This is a genomic window from Amycolatopsis sp. NPDC051071, assembly GCF_040682875.1.
In the GTDB taxonomy this organism is placed as follows: Bacteria; Actinomycetota; Actinomycetes; order Mycobacteriales; family Pseudonocardiaceae; genus Amycolatopsis.
Genome location: NZ_JBFBBY010000047.1, coordinates 1 through 18,939, shown reverse-complemented (window position 1 = coordinate 18,939; position 18,939 = coordinate 1). Strand labels below are relative to the sequence as shown.

At 68.7% G+C, this 18,939-nt stretch carries 4 protein-coding genes; all 4 read left to right on the top strand.

The features are described from left to right. Positions 1 to 2 precede the first annotated feature (2 nt). Complete coding sequence (locus AB0M65_RS17495; RefSeq protein WP_364028345.1) at positions 3 to 16,193, top strand: amino acid adenylation domain-containing protein; 16,191 nt, start codon at positions 3 to 5, stop codon at positions 16,191 to 16,193. A 26-nt stretch (positions 16,194 to 16,219) separates the two neighbouring features. Next, entirely contained in the window at positions 16,220 to 17,527 is a 1,308-nt protein-coding gene (locus AB0M65_RS17490) for a SidA/IucD/PvdA family monooxygenase (RefSeq protein ID WP_364028342.1), read from the top strand. Between the two features lie 29 nt (positions 17,528 to 17,556). Further along, a complete protein-coding gene (locus AB0M65_RS17485; protein WP_364028340.1) occupies positions 17,557 to 17,772 on the top strand; it encodes an MbtH family protein in 216 nt (71 codons plus the stop codon). A 237-nt stretch (positions 17,773 to 18,009) separates the two neighbouring features. Next, entirely contained in the window at positions 18,010 to 18,771 is a 762-nt protein-coding gene (locus AB0M65_RS17480) for an LmbU family transcriptional regulator (RefSeq protein WP_364028338.1), read from the top strand. Positions 18,772 to 18,939 lie beyond the last annotated feature (168 nt).

The window sequence follows — 18,939 nt, the reverse complement described above, 5'->3', positions numbered from 1 at the left end:
AGATGATTCCCCTTTCGTTCGCGCAGCGCCGGTTGTGGTTCATTCATCGTTTCGAGGGGCCGTCGGCGACCTACAACATCCCGATCGTGCTGCGGTTGTCGGGTGTGCTGGGCACCGAAGCCCTGCGGGTGGCCGTCGGCGACCTGGTACGCCGTCACGAAAGCCTGCGGACGCTGTACCTCGAAGACGCCGATGGCGTGCCGTATCAGCAGGTCGCGCCCGAGGAGACGGCGAACCTGCCGCTGCCGGTCGTCGACGTCGCCCCGGACGAGGTCCAGGCCGGGATCGTGTCGGCGTCGGCATACGCCTTCGACCTGTCGGCCGAGATCCCGGTGCGGGCGACGCTGTTCCGGCAGGCCGTGGACGAACACGTCCTCGTGCTGCTGATCCACCACATCGCGGCCGACGGCGAGTCGATCGCCCCGCTGATCCGCGACCTGTCGGAGTCCTACGCCGCCAGGCTGGCCGGTGCCGAGGCGGAGGTGCCCGAACTTCCGGTGCAGTACACGGACTACACGCTGTGGCACCGGGAGGCGCTTGGCGAGGAGTCCGATCCGGACAGTGCGATCGCCGCACAGCTGGAGTACTGGACCGCGGAGCTGGCCGGAGTGCCGCAGCAGGCCCCGCTTCCGATCGACCACCCCCGCCCACCGGTCGCCAGCCATCGCGGCGCGATGGCGCACTACGCGATCGAGCCGGACCTCGTCACGGCGGCCGAGTCGCTGGCGCGGTCGCGTGGCCTGACCCTGCCGATGCTGCTGCAGTCGGCGCTGGCGGTGCTCCTGCGCCAGCTCGGCGGTGGTGACGACATCGCCATGGGTGCCACGATCGCGGGCCGGACCGACGAGGCCCTGATGGACCTCATCGGGTTCTTCGTCAACACCTGGGTGCTGCGTGTCGACCTGAGTGACAACCCGGCGGGTGGCGATCTGCTCGACCGTGTCGGCGACAAGGCGCTGGCCGCCTACGACAACCAGGACGCGCCGTTCGAGCGGCTGGTGGAGATCCTCAAACCCGAGCGCTCCACCGCGTATCACCCCGTTTTCCAGGTCATGTTCACCTGGCAGAGCGTGAACCACGTCGACGTCGCCCTGCCAGGTCTCAAGGCCTCGCTCGAGACGATCCCCAGTGGCACGGCGAAATTCGATCTGGAGTTCAACTTCATCCCGCAGGCCACCGGCGGCCTTCGCGGCGAGATCGAATACGCCACGGACTTGTTCACGCACGCCACGGTGGAGGCCATCGGTGCCCGGTTCGAGCGTGTCCTGCGCGCACTGGTCACCACGCCGGAACTGCCGGTCGGACACATCGACGTCCTGACCGCCGACGAGCGGAAGCTGCTGGTCACCGACCTCAACGACACCGCCGCGCCGACACCCGAGCTGACCATTCCCGGGCTCTTCGAACGTCAGGCGGCCGAGACCCCGGACGCGATCGCGGTCGTGGCCGAGGACGTCGAGCTGACCTACCGCGAGCTGGACGAGCGTGCTTCCCGGCTGGCTGAACGGCTTACCGCACGCGGGCTCCGGCCGGAGTCGCTCGCCGGGCTGGCCGTTCCGAGGTCCGCCGACCTGGTCGTCGCGATGCTCGCGATCCTCAAGACCGGCGCGGCCTACCTGCCGATCGACCCGAAATACCCGAGCACCCGGCTCGATTTCGTGCTGTCGGAGGCGAACCCCGCCTTCATCCTGACCGACAGCGCGACCGCGCCGGGCCTGCCGGACACCGTGGTTCCGTTGGTGTGCCTGGACGAACTGGGCGGCGAGACCGAGACCCCGGTGCCTGCCAAGCCGCAGAACCTCGCCTACGTCATGTATACGTCGGGCTCGACGGGGAAGCCGAAGGGCGTCGCGATCACGCACGCCGGCGTCGTCAACGGCGTCGTGCGGCTGGCCGGGGTCGTCGGCGCGAAACCGGGGGCGCGGATGCTGGCTGGGACGTCGATCAACTTCGACGTCTCGGTGTTCGAGATCTTCACGGCGCTGTGTCACGGTGCCACCGTCGAGGTCGTCCGCGACGTTCTCGTGCTCGGGGAACGGGACGGCTGGGCAGGTAACGTCGTCAGCACTGTGCCGTCGGTGTTCGCCGAACTGGTCGACGTCTTCGCCGAAAAATCCACTGTGGACACCGTGGTGTTCGCGGGTGAGGGCCTTTCGGGCTCGCTGGTGAAGCGGGTCCGCGAAGCGATGCCGGACGTCCGCGTCGTCAACGCCTACGGGCAAAGCGAATCCTTCTACGCCAGCACGTTCACCCTCGCTCCCGAAGACACCTGGGACGGCGCGGGTAACGCGCCGATCGGCACGCCACTCGGGAACATCCGCACCTACGTGCTCAGCCCGGACCTCGCCCCGGTCGCCCCGGGTGTGGTGGGTGAACTGTACGTCGCGGGTGCGATCGGCCGCGGTTATCACGGCCGGTCCGGCCTGACGGCGGAGCGGTTCGTGCCGGACCCGTTCGGCCCGGCAGGCGAACGGATGTACCGCACCGGCGACCTCGCGCGCTGGAACGCCGACGGCAAGCTGGAGTACGCGGGCCGCGGTGACGCGCAGGTCAAGGTGCGTGGGTTCCGGATCGAGCCCGGGGAGGTCGAGGCCGCGCTGACCGCGCACCCCGGCGTCGCGCAGGCCGCCGTGATCGCGCGGGACGGCCGCGGGAGCAACACCGGCAAGCAACTCGTCGGCTACCTCGTCCCCGCCTTCACCGGCGACGCGGACAACGCCGACTTCCGGGCCGGTGTCGAAATGGCGGACTTGCGCAAGTTCGTCTCGCAGCGGCTGCCGGAGTTCATGGTCCCGTCGGCGTTCGTGCTGCTGGACCGGCTTCCGCTGGCACCCAACGGGAAACTCGACCGCAAGGCGCTGCCCGAGCCGGAGTTCACCGGTGGCGAGTACCGCGCGCCGTCGACCGACGAGGAGAAGACCATCGCGGCGGTCTACGCCGAGGTGCTCGGCCTCGACCGCGTCAGCGCCGACGACGACTTCTTCGCCATCGGTGGTGACAGCATCCGCTCGATCCAGGTGGTGACCCGCGTGCGGGCCCGCGGTGTCGAGGTGTCCCCGCGTGAGATCTTCGAATACCGCACGGCCGCCCGGCTCGCCGAAGTCGCGCTGGACAACAAGCAGGCAGGCGCGGCGGCCGTGCTGGAGGAGTTCGACGGCGGCGGTGTCGGCAGGCTTCCGCTGCTGCCCATCGCGAAGTACCTGACGAAGCTGGGTGGTGGATTCGACCGGTTCGCCATGTCCGTCTGGCTGGATCTGCCCGCGGGGATCGACGAGGCCGGGCTGCACGCCACGCTCGCGGCGGTCCTCGACCGGCACGACATGCTGCGCTCTCAGCTGGTCAAGAACGGTGAGTGGGCGATAGAGGTCTTCCCTCGGGGCTCTGTCGACGTCGCGCCGCTGGTCCACCGCGTCGAGCACGACGGCGAGTGGGACGACGCCTGGCGCGAGCGTGCCACGGCCGAACTGAACGCGGCCGCCGGACGGCTCGACCCCGTCGAGGGGGTCATGGCGCGGTTCGTCTGGTTTGATCACGCCGAGGGCGGCAGGCTCGCCGTCGCATTGCACCACCTCGTGGTCGACGGCGTTTCGTGGCGTATCCTCATCCCGGATTTCGCCGCCGCTTGGGGCGCGATTCGCGAGGGGCGGACGCCGGAGCTGCCCGACGTCGCGACCTCGGCGCGGCGGTGGACGCATGCCCTCATCGACGAAGCCGCTGAGCGGGTCAAGGAACTGGACCTTTGGCGGTCCATCGTGGACGGACCGGATCCGGACCTGGGTTCGCGACCACTCGATCCGGCTGTGGATCTGTTGTCCACTGTGGAGCACGTGCGCGTCGAACTCCCGGCGCCGGTGACCGACACGCTGCTGACGTCCGTGCCCGCCACCTATCGCGGCGGCGTCAACGATGGGTTGCTCGCCGCGCTGGCGACGGCCGTCACGCGGTGGCGTGCCCGCCGAGGCGTGAGCGAGTCTTCGACGTTGATCCGCCTCGAAGGCCACGGCCGTGAGGAAGACATCGTGCCGGGCGCGGACCTTTCGCGTACGGTCGGCTGGTTCACCAGCATGTTCCCGGTGCGCCTCGACGTCGAGGACGGAGCGCCGGTCGGCTCGATCGTCAAGGCGGTCAAGGAACAACTGCTCGCCGTCCCGGACAAGGGCATGGGCTACGGCCTCCTGCGCTACCTGAACGCGGAGACGAGCACCGAGCTCGCCCGGTACGCGACCGGGCAGCTCGGCTTCAACTACCTCGGCCGCTTCTCCGAGGCGGACATGCCGGAGGAGCTGCGGGGGCTGGGCTGGACCCAGGCGCCGGGTACCGCCGAGCTGGAGGCCGCCCTCGACGCCGACATGCCCGCTCTGTCTACTTTGGACGTCCAGGCGATGGTGACGGGGGACAAGCTGGTCGCCTCCTTCGGCTTCCCTGCCGCCTTGTTCGCCCGCGAGGACGTCGAAGAACTCGCCGGTCTCTGGGTGGCGGCGCTGGAGGATCTCGCGCGGCACGTCGCCGAGCCGGGGGCCGGAGGGCTGACGCCGTCCGATCTGCCGCTGGTTTCGGCGACCCAGGCCGACATCGAGAAGTGGGAGCGCGAGTATCCCGGGCTGGCCGACGTCTGGCCGCTGACCGCGCTGCAATCCGGCCTGCTGTTCCACACCATGCTGGTGGACTCGTCGTTCGACGCCTACCAGATGCAGCTGGCCATGCACCTCTCCGGTGACGTCGACGCCGGCCGGATGCGCGCGGCGGGCCAGTCGATGCTGGACCGGTACCCGAACCTGCGGACCGCGTTCGTCGACAACGCCGCCGGAGAACAGGTCCAGCTCGTCGTCGAGGGGGTTTCCCTGCCGTGGCGCGAGATCGATCTGCGTGACCTCGGCGAGACCGAGTGCGAAGAGGCGTTCGAGCGGTTCCTCGCCGAAGACCACGGTGAGCACTTCGAGGTCACGCGGCCGCCGTTGCTGCGCCTGTCGCTGGTGCGGATGGCCGACGACCGTGCGGAACTCGTGCTCACCGCGAACCACGTCCTGTTCGACGGCTGGTCGCTGCCGCTGCTCATGCAGGACCTGCTGCGGCTCTACGCCTACCGCGGTGACACGGCCGCGTTGCCGAGGGTCCGCGGCTACAAGGACTTCCTGACCTGGCTCGCCAAACAGGACCGCGACGAGTCGGTTCGCCTGTGGGGCACCGAGTTCGAGGGGATCGAGGAGCCGACGATCCTGGTTCCCGAAGCACTGTCCGAAACGGACAGTACCGGCGTGGACCAGGTCGAGGTCACCATGCCCGCCGCCGAGATGCGTGAGCTGACCCGGCGTGCGGCCGAACTCGGCGTCACCGTCAACACCATCGTCGGTGGTGCCTGGGGTGTCCTGCTCGGACAGCTGACCTCACGCCAGGACGTCGTCTTCGGCACCACGGTTTCGGGCCGCCCGCCCGCACTGTCCGGGGTTGACTCGATGGTCGGCATGTTCATCAACACGCTGCCCGTCCGGGTGCGGTACTCGCAAAGCGACACGCTCGCCGAAGTGCTCACCGCGTTGCAGAACCGCCAAGGCGCGTTGCTGGACCAGCATCACTTCAGCCTGAGCGAGATCCAGCGTGTCGTGGGGCTGAACAACCTGTTCGACACACTCGTCGTCTTCGAGTCGTACCCGGTCGACCAGGCCGGGCTCAACGACGCGCACGAGAGCGCCGGACTGGAGATCACCGGGATCCGGCCGTTCTCGGCCACGCACTATCCGGTGACCGTGATGGCCGACGCCGACCCGCATCTGCGGCTGAACCTCGTCTACCAGCGTAATGTCCTGGCACCCGAGGCCGTCGAGGTACTCGCGGCCCGGTTCGGCCGGGTGCTCCAGCAGTTGGTGACCGACCCGCACGTGAAGATGGGTGCGGTCGAGGTCATCGAGTCCGGCGAGCGGGAGCGGCTGCTGCGATCGTTCACTGAGGCTGCGGAGTCCACCCCCGAGATCACTCTCCCGGCGTTGTTCGAGCACCAGGCGGCGGAGACCCCGGACGCGGTCGCGGTGGTCTTCGAAGACCGGGAACTGACCTACCGTGAGCTCAACGCCCGCGCGAACCGTGTCGCCCGGGAGCTGGTGCGGCGGGGAGCCGGGCCGGAGACCGTGGTCGGGTTGTCCCTGCCGCGTTCGGCGGAGCTGGTGGTGGCGCTGCTCGGCGTCCTGAAGTCGGGCGCGGCGTACCTGCCGATCGACCCGAAGTACCCGAGCCACCGGCTGGACTTCATCCTGTCCGAGTCCCGGCCGCGGCTGATCCTCACCGACACCGAGACGGTGAACGTCCTGCCGGACACCGAGATCCCCACGCTGTTCTTCGGGGACGCGCTCACCGCCGCGGACGGCAACCTCACCGACGCCGACCGGCTCGCCCCACTGCATCCGCAGGACCTCGCGTACCTGATCTACACCTCCGGCTCCACGGGTACGCCGAAGGGCGTCGCGATCACCCACGCCACCGTGGTGAACGGCGTCCTGCGGCTCGCGCCGATCGTCGGCGCCGAAGCGGGATCGCGGACGCTGGCCGGGACGTCGATCAACTTCGACGTCTCGGTGTTCGAACTGTTCACCACACTCTGCACCGGCGGCAGCGTCGAGATCGTCCGTGACGTCCTCGTGCTCGGCGAACGCGGCGGCTGGACCGGCGGCCTGATCAGCACGGTCCCGTCCGCCTTCGCCGAACTGCTCGACCAGGTGGCGGGCAAGGTCACCGCGAAGACGGTGGTTTTCGCCGGCGAGGCGCTGCCCGCGACGCTGGTGCGTCAGGTGCGTGAGGCGATCCCGGACGTCCGGGTGGTCAACGCCTACGGGCAGAGCGAGTCGTTCTACGCCACCACGTTCACCGCGACCGACGAGTGGACCGGCACCGGCGGCGCGCCGATCGGGACGCCGCTGGGCACCATGCGTGCCTATGTCCTCGGCCCGGGCCTCAACCCGGTTCCGCAGGGCGTGGTGGGTGAGTTGTACGTGGCGGGTGGTGTCGGCCGCGGCTACTTCGGCCGCACCGGACTCACCGCGGAACGGTTCGTCGCCGACCCGTTCGGCCCGGCGGGCGACCGCATGTACCGCACGGGCGACCTCGCCAGGTGGACCGCCGACGGCGTGCTGGAGTACGCCGGCCGCGGCGACGCCCAGGTCAAGGTGCGCGGGTTCCGGATCGAACCGGGTGAGGTCGAGGCCGCGCTCGCCGCGCACCCCGGCGTCACGCAGGCCGTGGTCATCGCCCGCGAGAGCAACGGGACCAAACGGCTCGTCGGCTATGTCGTCGGAGACGTGAACGCCGACGCCCTGCGCTCGTTCGTCGCGGCGCGGCTGCCGGAGTTCATGGTTCCGTCGGCATTCGTCGTACTGGACCGGATCCCGTTGATGCTCAACGGCAAACTGGACCGGGCCGCGCTGCCCGAGCCGGAGTTCGGCACCGGTGCCTACCGTGCGCCCCGGACGGCGACCGAGGAGACCTTGGCCGGGCTCTACGCCGAAGTCCTCGGGCTCGACCAGGTCGGGATCGACGACGACTTCTTCGCGCTCGGCGGGCATTCCCTCGTCGCGACCCGGCTGATCAGCCGGATCCGCACCGAACTGGGCGCCGAGATCCCGATCCGGATGGTGTTCGAGAGCCCGACCGTCGCGGCGCTGGGCAGGCATCTGTCCGCCGACGTCCGCTTGCGGCCGCCGTTGCTGCGCCTCGAAGACCGGCCGGACCGGCTGCCGCTGTCCTACGCCCAGCGTCGGATGTGGTTCATCCACAAATTCGACGGTCCGTCGTCCACCTACAACATCCCGCTGGCCTTGCGGCTCAAGGGAGAACTGGACGCCGAGGCACTGGCCGAGTCCGTGCGCGACGTCGTGGCCCGGCACGAAAGCCTGCGGACGGTCTTCGCCGAAGACGCCGAAGGTGTTCCGTACCAGAGGGTGCTGCCGGTCGGTGAGGCACGCGTGGAGGTCCCGCTCGTCGAGGTCGCACCGTCCAAACTGGACGACGCCGTTGCCGAGGCGGTGGCCTATCCGTTCGTGCTCGCCACCGACGTTCCCTTGCGGCCGCGGTTGATCCGCTTCGGTGAGGACGAGCACGTCCTCGTGCTGGTGCTCCACCACATCGCCGGTGACGGCGAGTCGCTGGCGCCGCTGGCCCGCGACCTCGCCACGGCGTACACCGCGCGGAATCAGGGCGAGGCGCCGGGCTGGGCAGAGCTTCCGGTCCAGTACGCCGACTACACCCTCTGGCAGCGAGAACTCCTCGGCGATGAGTCCGAAGAGGACAGTGTGCTGAACGCGCAGTCCGAGTACTGGCGCACGGAACTCGCCGGGGTACCACAGCCGTTGCGGCTGCCGACGGACCGGCCACGCCCGCCGAAGGCCAGTTACCGCGGCGACATGGTGAGCTTCACCATCGAGCCGGACCTGCTGGCGGAGGTGGAAAAGCTCGCCCGCGACCGCGACGTCACGGTGTCGATGGTGCTCCAGTCCGTGCTGGCGGTGCTGCTGCACCAGCTGGGTGGCGGGGACGACATCACCATCGGTGCCCCGATCGCCGGCCGGACCGACGAGGCACTGACCGACCAGATCGGCTTCTTCGTCAACACCTGGGTGCTGCGGGCCGGACTCGAAGGCAACCCCGGGTTCGCGCGGCTGCTCGACAATGTTCGCGACAAGTCCCTTGCCGCGTACGAGAACCAGGACGCGCCGTTCGAACGGCTGGTCGAGATCCTCAACCCCGGCCGGTCCACCGCGTACCACCCGTTGTTCCAGGTGATGTTCGCCTGGCAGAACTACGCGGGTTCGGAATTCGACCTGCCGGGGCTGAAGGTCGGCATCGAACGCGCGCTGACCGGGACCTCGAAGTTCGACCTGTTCTTCAACCTCGCGGAGGTCACCGGCGCGGACGGCCGTGAAGTGGAAGGCGACATCGAGTACGCCTTCGACCTGTTCGACCACGAGACGATCGAGGCCATGGCGGCCCGGTACCTCAAGGTGCTGCGGCGGATCGTGGCCGAGCCCGACGTCCGCGTCGGCGCTATCGACGTCCTCGAAGCGGGTGAGCGCGACAGGTGGCTCGGCACGCTCAACGACACCGCCGCGTCCACACCCGAGCTGACCATCCCCGGTCTGTTCGAGCGGCAGGCGGAGGCGACGCCGGACGCGGTCGCGGTCGTCTTCGAGGACCGCGAGCTGACTTACGCCGAGCTCAACGCGCGGGCCAACCGGCTCGCCCGCGAGCTGATCCGGCAGGGTGCTTCCCCGGAGTCCGTCGTCGGATTGTCGTTGCCCCGCAACGAAGACCTGGTCGTCGCGTTGCTCGGCGTGCTCAAGTCGGGGGCGGCGTACCTGCCGATCGACCCGCGTTACCCGAGTGCGCGGCTGGGTCATGTGCTCAGTGACGCCCGTCCGGAACTGATGCTCACCGACGCCGAAACGGTGAAAGTGTTGCCGGAGAACGACATTCCGTGCCTGCTGCTCGACGAACTCGATGTGACCACCGGGGACGCGACGAACCTCGGCGGCGGTTCGCGGCCGGAAAACCTGGCGTACCTGATCTACACGTCCGGTTCGACCGGTACACCCAAGGGTGTCGCGATCACGCATCACAACGTCGTCAACGGCGTGCTGCGACTGGCGAAGGCGGTCGGCCTCACGCCGGGCTCGCGGACGCTGGCGGGGACGTCGATCAACTTCGACGTCTCGGTGTTCGAGATCTTCACCTCCCTGTGCTCGGGAAACAGCGTCGAGATCGTTCGCGACGTGCTCGTGGCCGGCGAACGCGGTGGCTGGACCGGCGGCCTGATCAGCACGGTCCCGTCGGTGTTCTCCGAACTGCTGGACCAGGTGTCCGGCGGGATCAAGGCCGACACCGTGGTGTTCGCCGGCGAGGGCTTGTCGGCGTCGCTGGTCGCCAAGGTGCGCGAGGCGATCCCGGGTGCCCGGGTGGTCAACGCTTACGGGCAGAGCGAGACCTTCTACGCCACCACGTTCGGCCTGCCCGCCTCGGCGGAGTGGACCGCGACCGGCCCCGCCCCGATCGGTGCGCCCATCGGGAACATGCGCACCTACGTTCTCGGCCCCGGCCTGCTCCCGGTCCCGCCGGGTGTCGCGGGTGAGCTGTACGTCGGCGGTGTCGTCGGCCGCGGGTACTTCGGGCGCACGGACATGACGGCGGAGCGGTTCGTCGCCGACCCGTTCGGCCCCCCCGGCGACCGGATGTACCGCACCGGCGATCTCGCGCGGTGGACCGCCGGCGGCGTGCTGGAGTACGCCGGCCGCGGTGACGCGCAGATCAAGGTGCGCGGGTTCCGCATCGAGCCTGCCGAGATCGAGGCCGCGATGACCGCGCACGACGGCGTCACCCAGGCGGTCGCGGTCGTCCGCGAGGGCAGGGGATCCGGTGGCAAGCAACTGGTCGGCTACGTCGTCCCGACCGGGGCGGACGCCGACGGGGCCGGGAATGTCGACGACATCGGCGACCTCGACTTCGACATGAACGCGGGCGTCGACACCCGTGACCTGCGGCGCTTCGTCGCGGCGAGGCTGCCGGAGTTCATGGTGCCGTCGGTGTTCGTCATCCTCGACCGGTTGCCGTTGACCCCCAACGGGAAACTCGACCGCAAGGCGCTGCCGGAGCCGGAGTTCACCGGCGGTGAATACCGGGCGCCGGTCACACCGGAGGAGAAGATCCTCGCCGCGGTCTACGCCGAGGTCCTCGGACTCGACCGGGTCGGGGTGGACGACGACTTCTTCGCCGTCGGCGGGGACAGCATCCGCTCGATCCAGGTGGTGACCCGCGCCAGGGCACAGGGTGTCGAGGTCACCCCGCGGGAGATCTTCGAGTACCGCAATGTCGCCGAACTCGCCGAGATCGCGGTGGCGAACCGGCTCAACGGCGCGGGTCCGGTGCTGGAGGAGTTCGAGGGCGGCGGGGCAGGCGTGCTGCCGCTGCTGCCGGTCGCGAAGTACTTGCTGGAACTGGGTGGCTCATTCAACCGGTTCTCCATGTCGGTGACCGTGGAACTGCCACCCGGGATCGCCGCCGAAGGTCTGGCCGTGACGCTGAACGCCGTCTTGGACCGGCACGACCTGCTGCGGTCACGGCTGATCCTCGACGGAGCCTTGGAGGTCACGCCACCCGGATCGGTCGACGCCGTGAGCCTGGTCCACCACGTCGAATGCGACGGTGACTGGACTTCGGAGGGTTGGCAGGCGCTGGCTTCGGCCGAGCTGAACGCGGCGACGGGCCTGCTGAGCCCGGCGGACGGCGTGATGGCGCGGTTCGTCTGGTTCGACGGCGGACCCGGTATCGCGGGAAGGCTTGCCGTCGTGCTGCACCATCTGGTCGTGGACGGCGTTTCGTGGCGGATCATCCTGCCGGATTTCGCGGCGGCGTGGGAAAGCGTCCGTGACGGCAAGACGCCGGAACTCCCGGCGGTGGCGACGTCGGTCCGCCGATGGACGCACGCCCTCGTCGACGAGGCGTCCTCGCCGGAGCGGCTGGCGGAACTGGCGTTGTGGGAGTCCGTTGTGGACGGTCCCGACCCGGTGCTCGGTTCTCGGCCGCTCGACCCCGCGGTCGATCTCCTGTCCACTGTGGAGCGGCTGAGTGTCAAGCTGCCGCACTCGGTCACCGACGCGCTGCTCACCACGGTCCCGGCGGTGTTCCACGGTGGCGTCAACGACGGCCTGCTCGCGGGCCTCGCGATGGCGCTGGCGAAGTGGCGTGCCCGGCGGGGCGTGGACGAGCCCTCGGCGCTGATCCGGCTCGAAGGCCACGGCCGCGAAGAGGAGATCATCCCCGGCGCGGACCTGTCCAGCACGCTGGGCTGGTTCACCAGCATGTTCCCCGTCCGCCTCGACGTCGGAGAAGCCGACCTCGACGAGGCGTTCGACGGCGGGCCCGCCGCGGGCCGGATCGTCAAGGCGGTCAAGGAACAACTGCTGCGGGCTCCGGACAAGGGCATGGGCTTCGGCCTGCTGCGGTACCTCAACCCGGAGACCTCGCAACGGCTCGCACCGCATCCGACCGGGCAGATCGGGTTCAACTACCTCGGCCGGTTCTCCACCACCGACATGCCCGAGGCGTTGCGCGGACTCGGCTGGACCCAGGCACCGGAGCTGGCGGAGCTGGCGGCCGACCTCGACGTCGACATGCCTGCCATGTCGACGGTCGAGATCAACGCCGTCGTCATCGACACCGAACTCGGTGCCCAGCTGGAGGCGTTGTTCGGCTTCCCGGCCGGCGTCCTGACCCGCGACGAGGTCCAAGAGCTCGCGGACCTGTGGTGCGAGGCGCTGACCGCGCTGGCCCGGCATGCCGCCGCATCCGGCGCCGGCGGCCGGACGCCGTCTGACCTGCCGCTGGTCACGGTCACCCAGGCCGACATCGACGGCTGGGAGATCCGCTACCCGGCGGTGGCCGATGTCTGGCCGCTGACCGCGTTGCAGTCCGGGCTGCTGTTCCAGTCCATGGTGGACGAGACCGGCAACGACGCCTACCAGATGCAGCTGGCCTTCCACGTGAGCGGGCTCGTCGACCCGGAGCGGATGCGCGCGGCCGGGCAGGCGCTGCTCGAACGGCACGCCAACTTGCGCGTGGTGTTCGTGCCGAACGCCGACGGCGAGCGCGTGCAGGTGGTACTCGACGGCGTCGAGATCCCGTGGCGGGAGATCGACCTGCGCGACCTGCCCGAGGCCGAACGGGAAGCGGCGTACGAGCGCTTCCTCACCGAGGACCAGGCGAACAGATTCGACCCGGAGGCGCCGCCACTGCTGCGGATGACGTTGCTGCGTATGGACACCGAACGCTTCGAGCTCGTCTTCACCGCACACCACGTGCTGTTCGACGGCTGGTCGCTGCCGGTACTGATGCAGGACATCATCCGGCTCTACGGGGCGGCCGGGGACGGTTCGGCACTGCCGAGGATCCGCGGCTACCGCGAGTTCATGGTGTGGCTGTCCAAACAGGACCGTGGCGAGGCACTGCGTGCGTGGGAAGCGGAACTCGACGGCGTCGACGAACCGACGTTGATCGGGACGACCTTCTCCGCCGACGCGGACGCGTCCGGGATCGGCCAGGTCGAGGCGACCCTGCCGGTGCCGGAGTCCCGCGAGCTGAACCGGCGCGCGTCCGAACTCGGCATCACGGTGAACACCCTTGTCCAGGGCGCGTGGGCGCTGCTGCTCGGGCAGCTGACCGGCCGGTCCGACGTCGTGTTCGGCGCGACCGTCTCCGGACGGCCGCCGGAGCTGACCGGCGTCGACTCGATGGTGGGGCTGTTCATCAACACCCTGCCGGTGCGGGTCGAATGCGGTCCGGCGGACACCCTCGCCGAGGTACTGACACGGCTCCAGAAGCGGCAGGCCAAACTACTCGACCACCACCACTTCGGGCTGTCCGACATCCAGCGGCCCACCGGGCTGAAGACGTTGTTCGACACCCTGGTGGTGTTCGAGTCCTATCCGGTCGACCGCGAAGGGATGGCGAACGCGTTCTCCTCGGCGGGCATCGCCTTCACCGGTATCCGCCCGTTCTCGGGTACGCACTATCCGGTGACGGTGATGGCCGACGCCGACCCGTACCTGCGGCTTTCCCTGCAGTACCAGCAGAACGTGATCGGCAGGGCGGCCGCCGAGCGGATGGGCGCCGCGCTGGAGCGGATCCTGAGGCAGCTGGCGACCGACCCGGACGTGCCGGTCGGTTCGCTGCGGGTGCTGGACCTCCCGGTGCCGGATTCCGGTGGCGTGGCGGCCACCGGTCGCGGCCTGACCGTCCCCGAGCTGGTCGAACAGCAGGTCGCGGCGACTCCGGACGCACTCGCGGTGGTGGCGGGTGGCGAGGAGCTTTCGTACCGGCGACTGGACACGCGGGCGAACCGCCTGGCGCACCGGCTCGTCGCACTCGGGGCCGGACCGGAGGCCGTGGTGGGCCTCGCGCTGCCACGATCGGCGGATCTGGTCGTCGCGATGCTCGCGATCCTCAAAACCGGCGCGGCGTACCTGCCGATCGACCCGAAGTACCCGAGCGGCCGGCTGGACCACGTGCTTTCCGAGGCACGGCCGGTGCTGGTGCTGACCGACAGCGACACCGCCGGCGTCCTGCCGTCCAGTGACAGTCCGCTCGTGCACCTCGACCGGCTCGACCTCGACGACCCGAGCGGGGACGTCGGACCGGCTGTCGCGCCGCGGCCGGAGAACCTGGCGTACGTCATGTACACCTCCGGGTCGACGGGCACGCCGAAGGGTGTCGCGATCAGCCACGGCACGGTGGTCAACGGCGTCCTGCGGCTCGCCGAGGAGGTGGGCGCGCGGCGTGGCTCGCGGATGCCGGCGGGGACGTCGATCAACTTCGACGTCTCGGTGTACGAGATCTTCACCGCGCTGACCTGCGGTGCCGTCGTCGAGATCGTCCGCGACGTCCTGGAACTGGGCGAACGCGGCGACTGGTCGGCCAGCGTCGTTTCCACGGTGCCGTCGGTCTTCGCCGAACTCGTCGACGACCTCGCCGGGAAGGCCACTGTGGACACTCTGGTGTTCGCGGGCGAAGGGTTGTCTTCGGGCCTGGTGAGCCAGGTGCGGAAGGCGTTCCCGACCGCGATGGTCGTCAACGCCTACGGGCAGACGGAGTCCTTCTACGCCACCACGTACACCGTTTCGGGAGACGTCTCCGGTGGTGCGCCGATCGGCACGCCGCTGGGCGGCATGCGGACCTACGTCCTCGGCTCGGGTCTGCTCCCGGTTCCGCAAGGCGTCGTGGGTGAGTTGTACGTCGGCGGCGCTGTCGGCCGCGGCTACTACGGCCGCGGCGGGCTCACCGCGGAGCGGTTCGTGGCGGATCCCTTCACCGCGGGCGAGCGGATGTACCGCACCGGCGACCTCGCGCGATGGAACGCCGACGGCGTGCTGGAGTATGTCGGGCGCGGGGACGCGCAGGTCAAGATCCGCGGGTTCCGCATCGAACCGGGCGAGGTCGAGGCCGCGCTGACCGCGCACCCTGGCGTCGCGCAGGCGGTCGTCGTCGCACTCGGCGCGGCCACCAAACGGCTGGTGGGCTACGTGGTGGGCGACGTCGAAGTGCGTGAACTGCGTGCGTTCGCCGCGGCCCGGCTGCCGGAGTTCATGGTGCCGTCCGCGTTGCTCGTGCTGGACCGGTTACCGTTGACCCCCAACGGGAAACTGGACCGGAAGGCACTGCCGGAGCCGGACTTCGCCGGCGAGTCCTACCGGCCGCCGCGCACGGCGCAGGAGGAGACCCTCGTCCGGCTGTTCGCCGAGATCCTGGAGGTCGACCGGATCGGGGTGGACGACAACTTCTTCGCCCTCGGCGGGCATTCCCTGCTCGCCACCCGCCTGATCAGCCGGATCAAGGCGGAACTCGGGAACGAGATCCCGATCCGCGCGGTGTTCCAGGCGGCGACCGTCGCGCAACTGGCCGCGCATCTTTCCTCGGGTGGGGACACGGCCCGATTCGCGGATCCGTACGCCGTCGTGCTCTCGATCAAGGACGGCGGGGAAAAGGAACCGCTGTGGGGTATCCACCCGGGCCTCGGCCTTTCCTGGCCGTATCTCGGATTTGCCCCGTACGTGCCGGCCGACCGCCCGTTCTACGCGCTCCAATCGCGGGGTTACGACGAATCGGCGGTGAACCCGGAAACGCTGGAAATGATGGTCGAGGACTATCTCAACCAGATCCTCACGGTTCAGCCCGACGGCCCGTTCCACTTGATCGGGTACTCCTTCGGCGGCACCGCCGCACACGCCATCGCCGCGGAACTGCAGGCGAGAGGGCACGAAGTCGCTCTGCTCGCCCTGCTCGACGCGGTCCCGAGCAGCTACTTCGCCCAGGGTGAAGTGCTCGGTGTCGACGAAGTACGGAATCTGCTCGGCGACTACATCGGCGGCCTCGTCGGTGCCGACGAATACGAACACCTGCTCCAGACATCCGCCACGGTACTGGTCGACCAGATGACTTTGTTGCGTGAGTTCTCTTCACCGGTTTATCGTGGAGATGCCTTGTTCTTCAACGCGACCAAGAACGAGGACGACTCTTACGCCGGGCTCTGGGGGCCGCATATCACCGGTGACGTAGAGGAATACGACGTCCACGTCGAACACCACGACCTGTGCTCGTCCGATTCCGCTGCGCGGATCAGCAAGGCCATCAACGCAAAGCTCGACCGTGAGCACAGCACTTGTTGAATGTCATTCGACGGGAGATCAGTTTCATGGAAGCTCGTGAGCGAGAACTATACGACGTCGTGGGGATAGGGTTCGGTCCGTCCAACCTGTCGCTCGCCATCGCGCTGGAGGAGCACTACGGCGCGGACAAGGACAATTCCCTCAGCGCCGCCTTCTTCGAGAAGCAAGCGTCGCTCGGCTGGCACCGCAACATGCTGCTGCCCGAAGCGAAGATGCAGATCTCCTTCCTGAAGGATCTGGCGACGTTCCGGAACCCGGTGTCCCGCTTCAGTTTCATCTCGTACCTGCATTCGGCGGGCAGGCTGGCGCATTTCGTCAACAACCAGGACTTCTTCCCGACCCGGCAGGAGTTCCACGACTACCTGGAATGGGCGGAGACCCGGGTTTCCGACCGCGTCCGGTACAACACGCGGGTTCGCTCGATCCGGCTGCCCGAGACGGCGGACGGTGGACTTGTCGACAGCGTCCGCATCGAGGTCGACAACGGCGAGGGCGGCACGAAACTGGTCGACGCGCGCAACGTCGTCATCTCGACCGGGCTGGTGCCCAAGATGCCCGTCGGTATCGAGCGCACCGAAAACGTCTGGCACAGTTCGGAGTTCCTGGAGCGGTTCCGCGGCTGGAACCACGGCGAGAAGAAACGCGTCGCCGTCGTCGGCGCCGGCCAGAGCGCGGCGGAGATCGTCCGGTTCATCTACGACACCGTGCCGGACGCGGAGATCTCCGTGATCCTCTCGGCGTACGGCTACTCGATCGCGGACGACACCCCATTCGCGAACCGGATCTTCGACGCGGCCGCCGTCGACGACTACTACCACGGCACCGACCGGTCGCGGGCCGCGTTCTGGAAGCACCACCGCAACACCAACTACGGCGTGGCCGACGACGAGGTCATCCGCGACCTCTTCCGCCGCGTGTACCACGACGAGGTCCGCAAGACGCCGCGGCTGAACTTTCTCAACCTGTCGCGGGTGGACCGCGTCAAGCAGGTCGGAAACGACACCAGGGTCACCGTGAACTCCCTGCTGACCGAGGAGTCCTACGACATCGACGTCGACGTCATGATCTGCTCCACGGGCTACGAATCCATGGAGCCGACCGAGATCCTCGGCGACCTGGAGCCGTACTGCGTCCGTGACGACGAAGGCAGGTTCCGCGTAGAGCGGGACTACCGGCTCGTTACCACGCCTGAACTCCAGTGCGGTATCTACCTTCAGGGCGGCACGGAGCACACGCACGGCCTCGCTTCGTCGCTGCTGTCGAACATCGCCGTCCGCAGCGGCGAAATCGCCGACTCGATCGCCGACCGGCGCCAAGCCAAGCTCGCCGGCTGACCCAACACCGACAGGGGAGTTGAACCACCATGAGCACCAACCCGTTCGATGACGACAACGGCCGCTTCTTCGTACTGGTGAACGACGAGGACCAGCACTCGCTGTGGCCGACCTTTTCCGAGGTTCCCGACGGCTGGCGAGTCGTCTTCGGCGAGGAAAGCCGTCAGGAGTGCTTGGCCTACGTCGAGCAGAACTGGACCGACATGCGGCCCAAGAGTCTCCAGGAGGCCATGGCGGCCGACTGATCGCCAAGATCACCCGGTCGCGGGATGCGGCGCCTCACACGGTTCTGCCGTGCGGAGGCGCCGCTTTTCTTTCGCTACAGCCAGGGTGCTCCTTCCCACGTCAGTGCGGCGTTAGCGTGACGCCATCGGCCCGGCGTTAACTAGATGTCACGAGTTCCGGGGGTCGATGGGGTTTCCTTTCCACGTAAGGGATCCCGGCCCCCAGGCAAGTCGAAACCGCTATGGGGGTTGGATTGCATGAGTATCACTCAAGAGGTGGAAATACCGGCAGGCGTTCGTAACCTGAACCCGCCGCCGCTCCCCGTACCGCGACTGGGCAGGCTGCCCGGCGAGCAGGTGCTGATGAGCGGCGTGGGGCTGCGGATCTCCAACGACCTCTCCTTCGAGGAGTGGGAGAAGGCGGGCCGCCAGCTCTCCGGGATCGTCGACTCGTCGTCCTGGTGGCTCGGTGACTGGCTCGTGTACGGCAAGAAGAACTTCTCGGACCGCTACGTCCGGGCGATCCGCGCCGCCGGCCTGCAGTACCAGACGCTGCGTAACTACGCGTGGGTCTCGCGCCGGTTCGACCTGACCCGGCGCCGGTCGCGGCTGAGCTTCCAGCACCACGCCGAGGTCGCCTCGCTGCCGACCGAGGAGCAAGACTGGTGGCTTGACCGTGCCGAACAGGCGACGTGGACGACCAAACAGCTCCGGACGCAGATCCGGGCCGTACGCGTCGACGCCGCGGGCGGGGAGGTCACCGCCAAGGAACAGGCCGCGATGATCCCCCGCATCGAGGTACCGAACCGGCGGCTGGTGTGGTGGCGCAAGGCCGCCGACCAGTCCGGCTTCGACTTCGACCGCTGGGTACTCGACACCCTCGACCGGGCCGCCGAGCAGGCGTTGCAGGAAGAGGAAGCGGCCGCTCTGGAAGAGGCTTCGGTCGCTGTCGCTGCTCCAGTCGCTCTTGAGGCTTCGGCCGCTGTTGATGCGGCTGCACCGGTCGCTCTCGAGGCTTGAGTTCGCAGGTAAGCCACAGGGAAGTCGTTCTCGGCCGGTGATGCCGCCCGGTCCCGAACGACAGCAGAGTCGAGGGCCCGCGGCTCCGGTTCTCGTGAGTGATTTGGGTCGTTAGAACGACCCAAATCACTCACGAGAACTCGAGCCCCGCGGCGCCGGTCCGGAGTA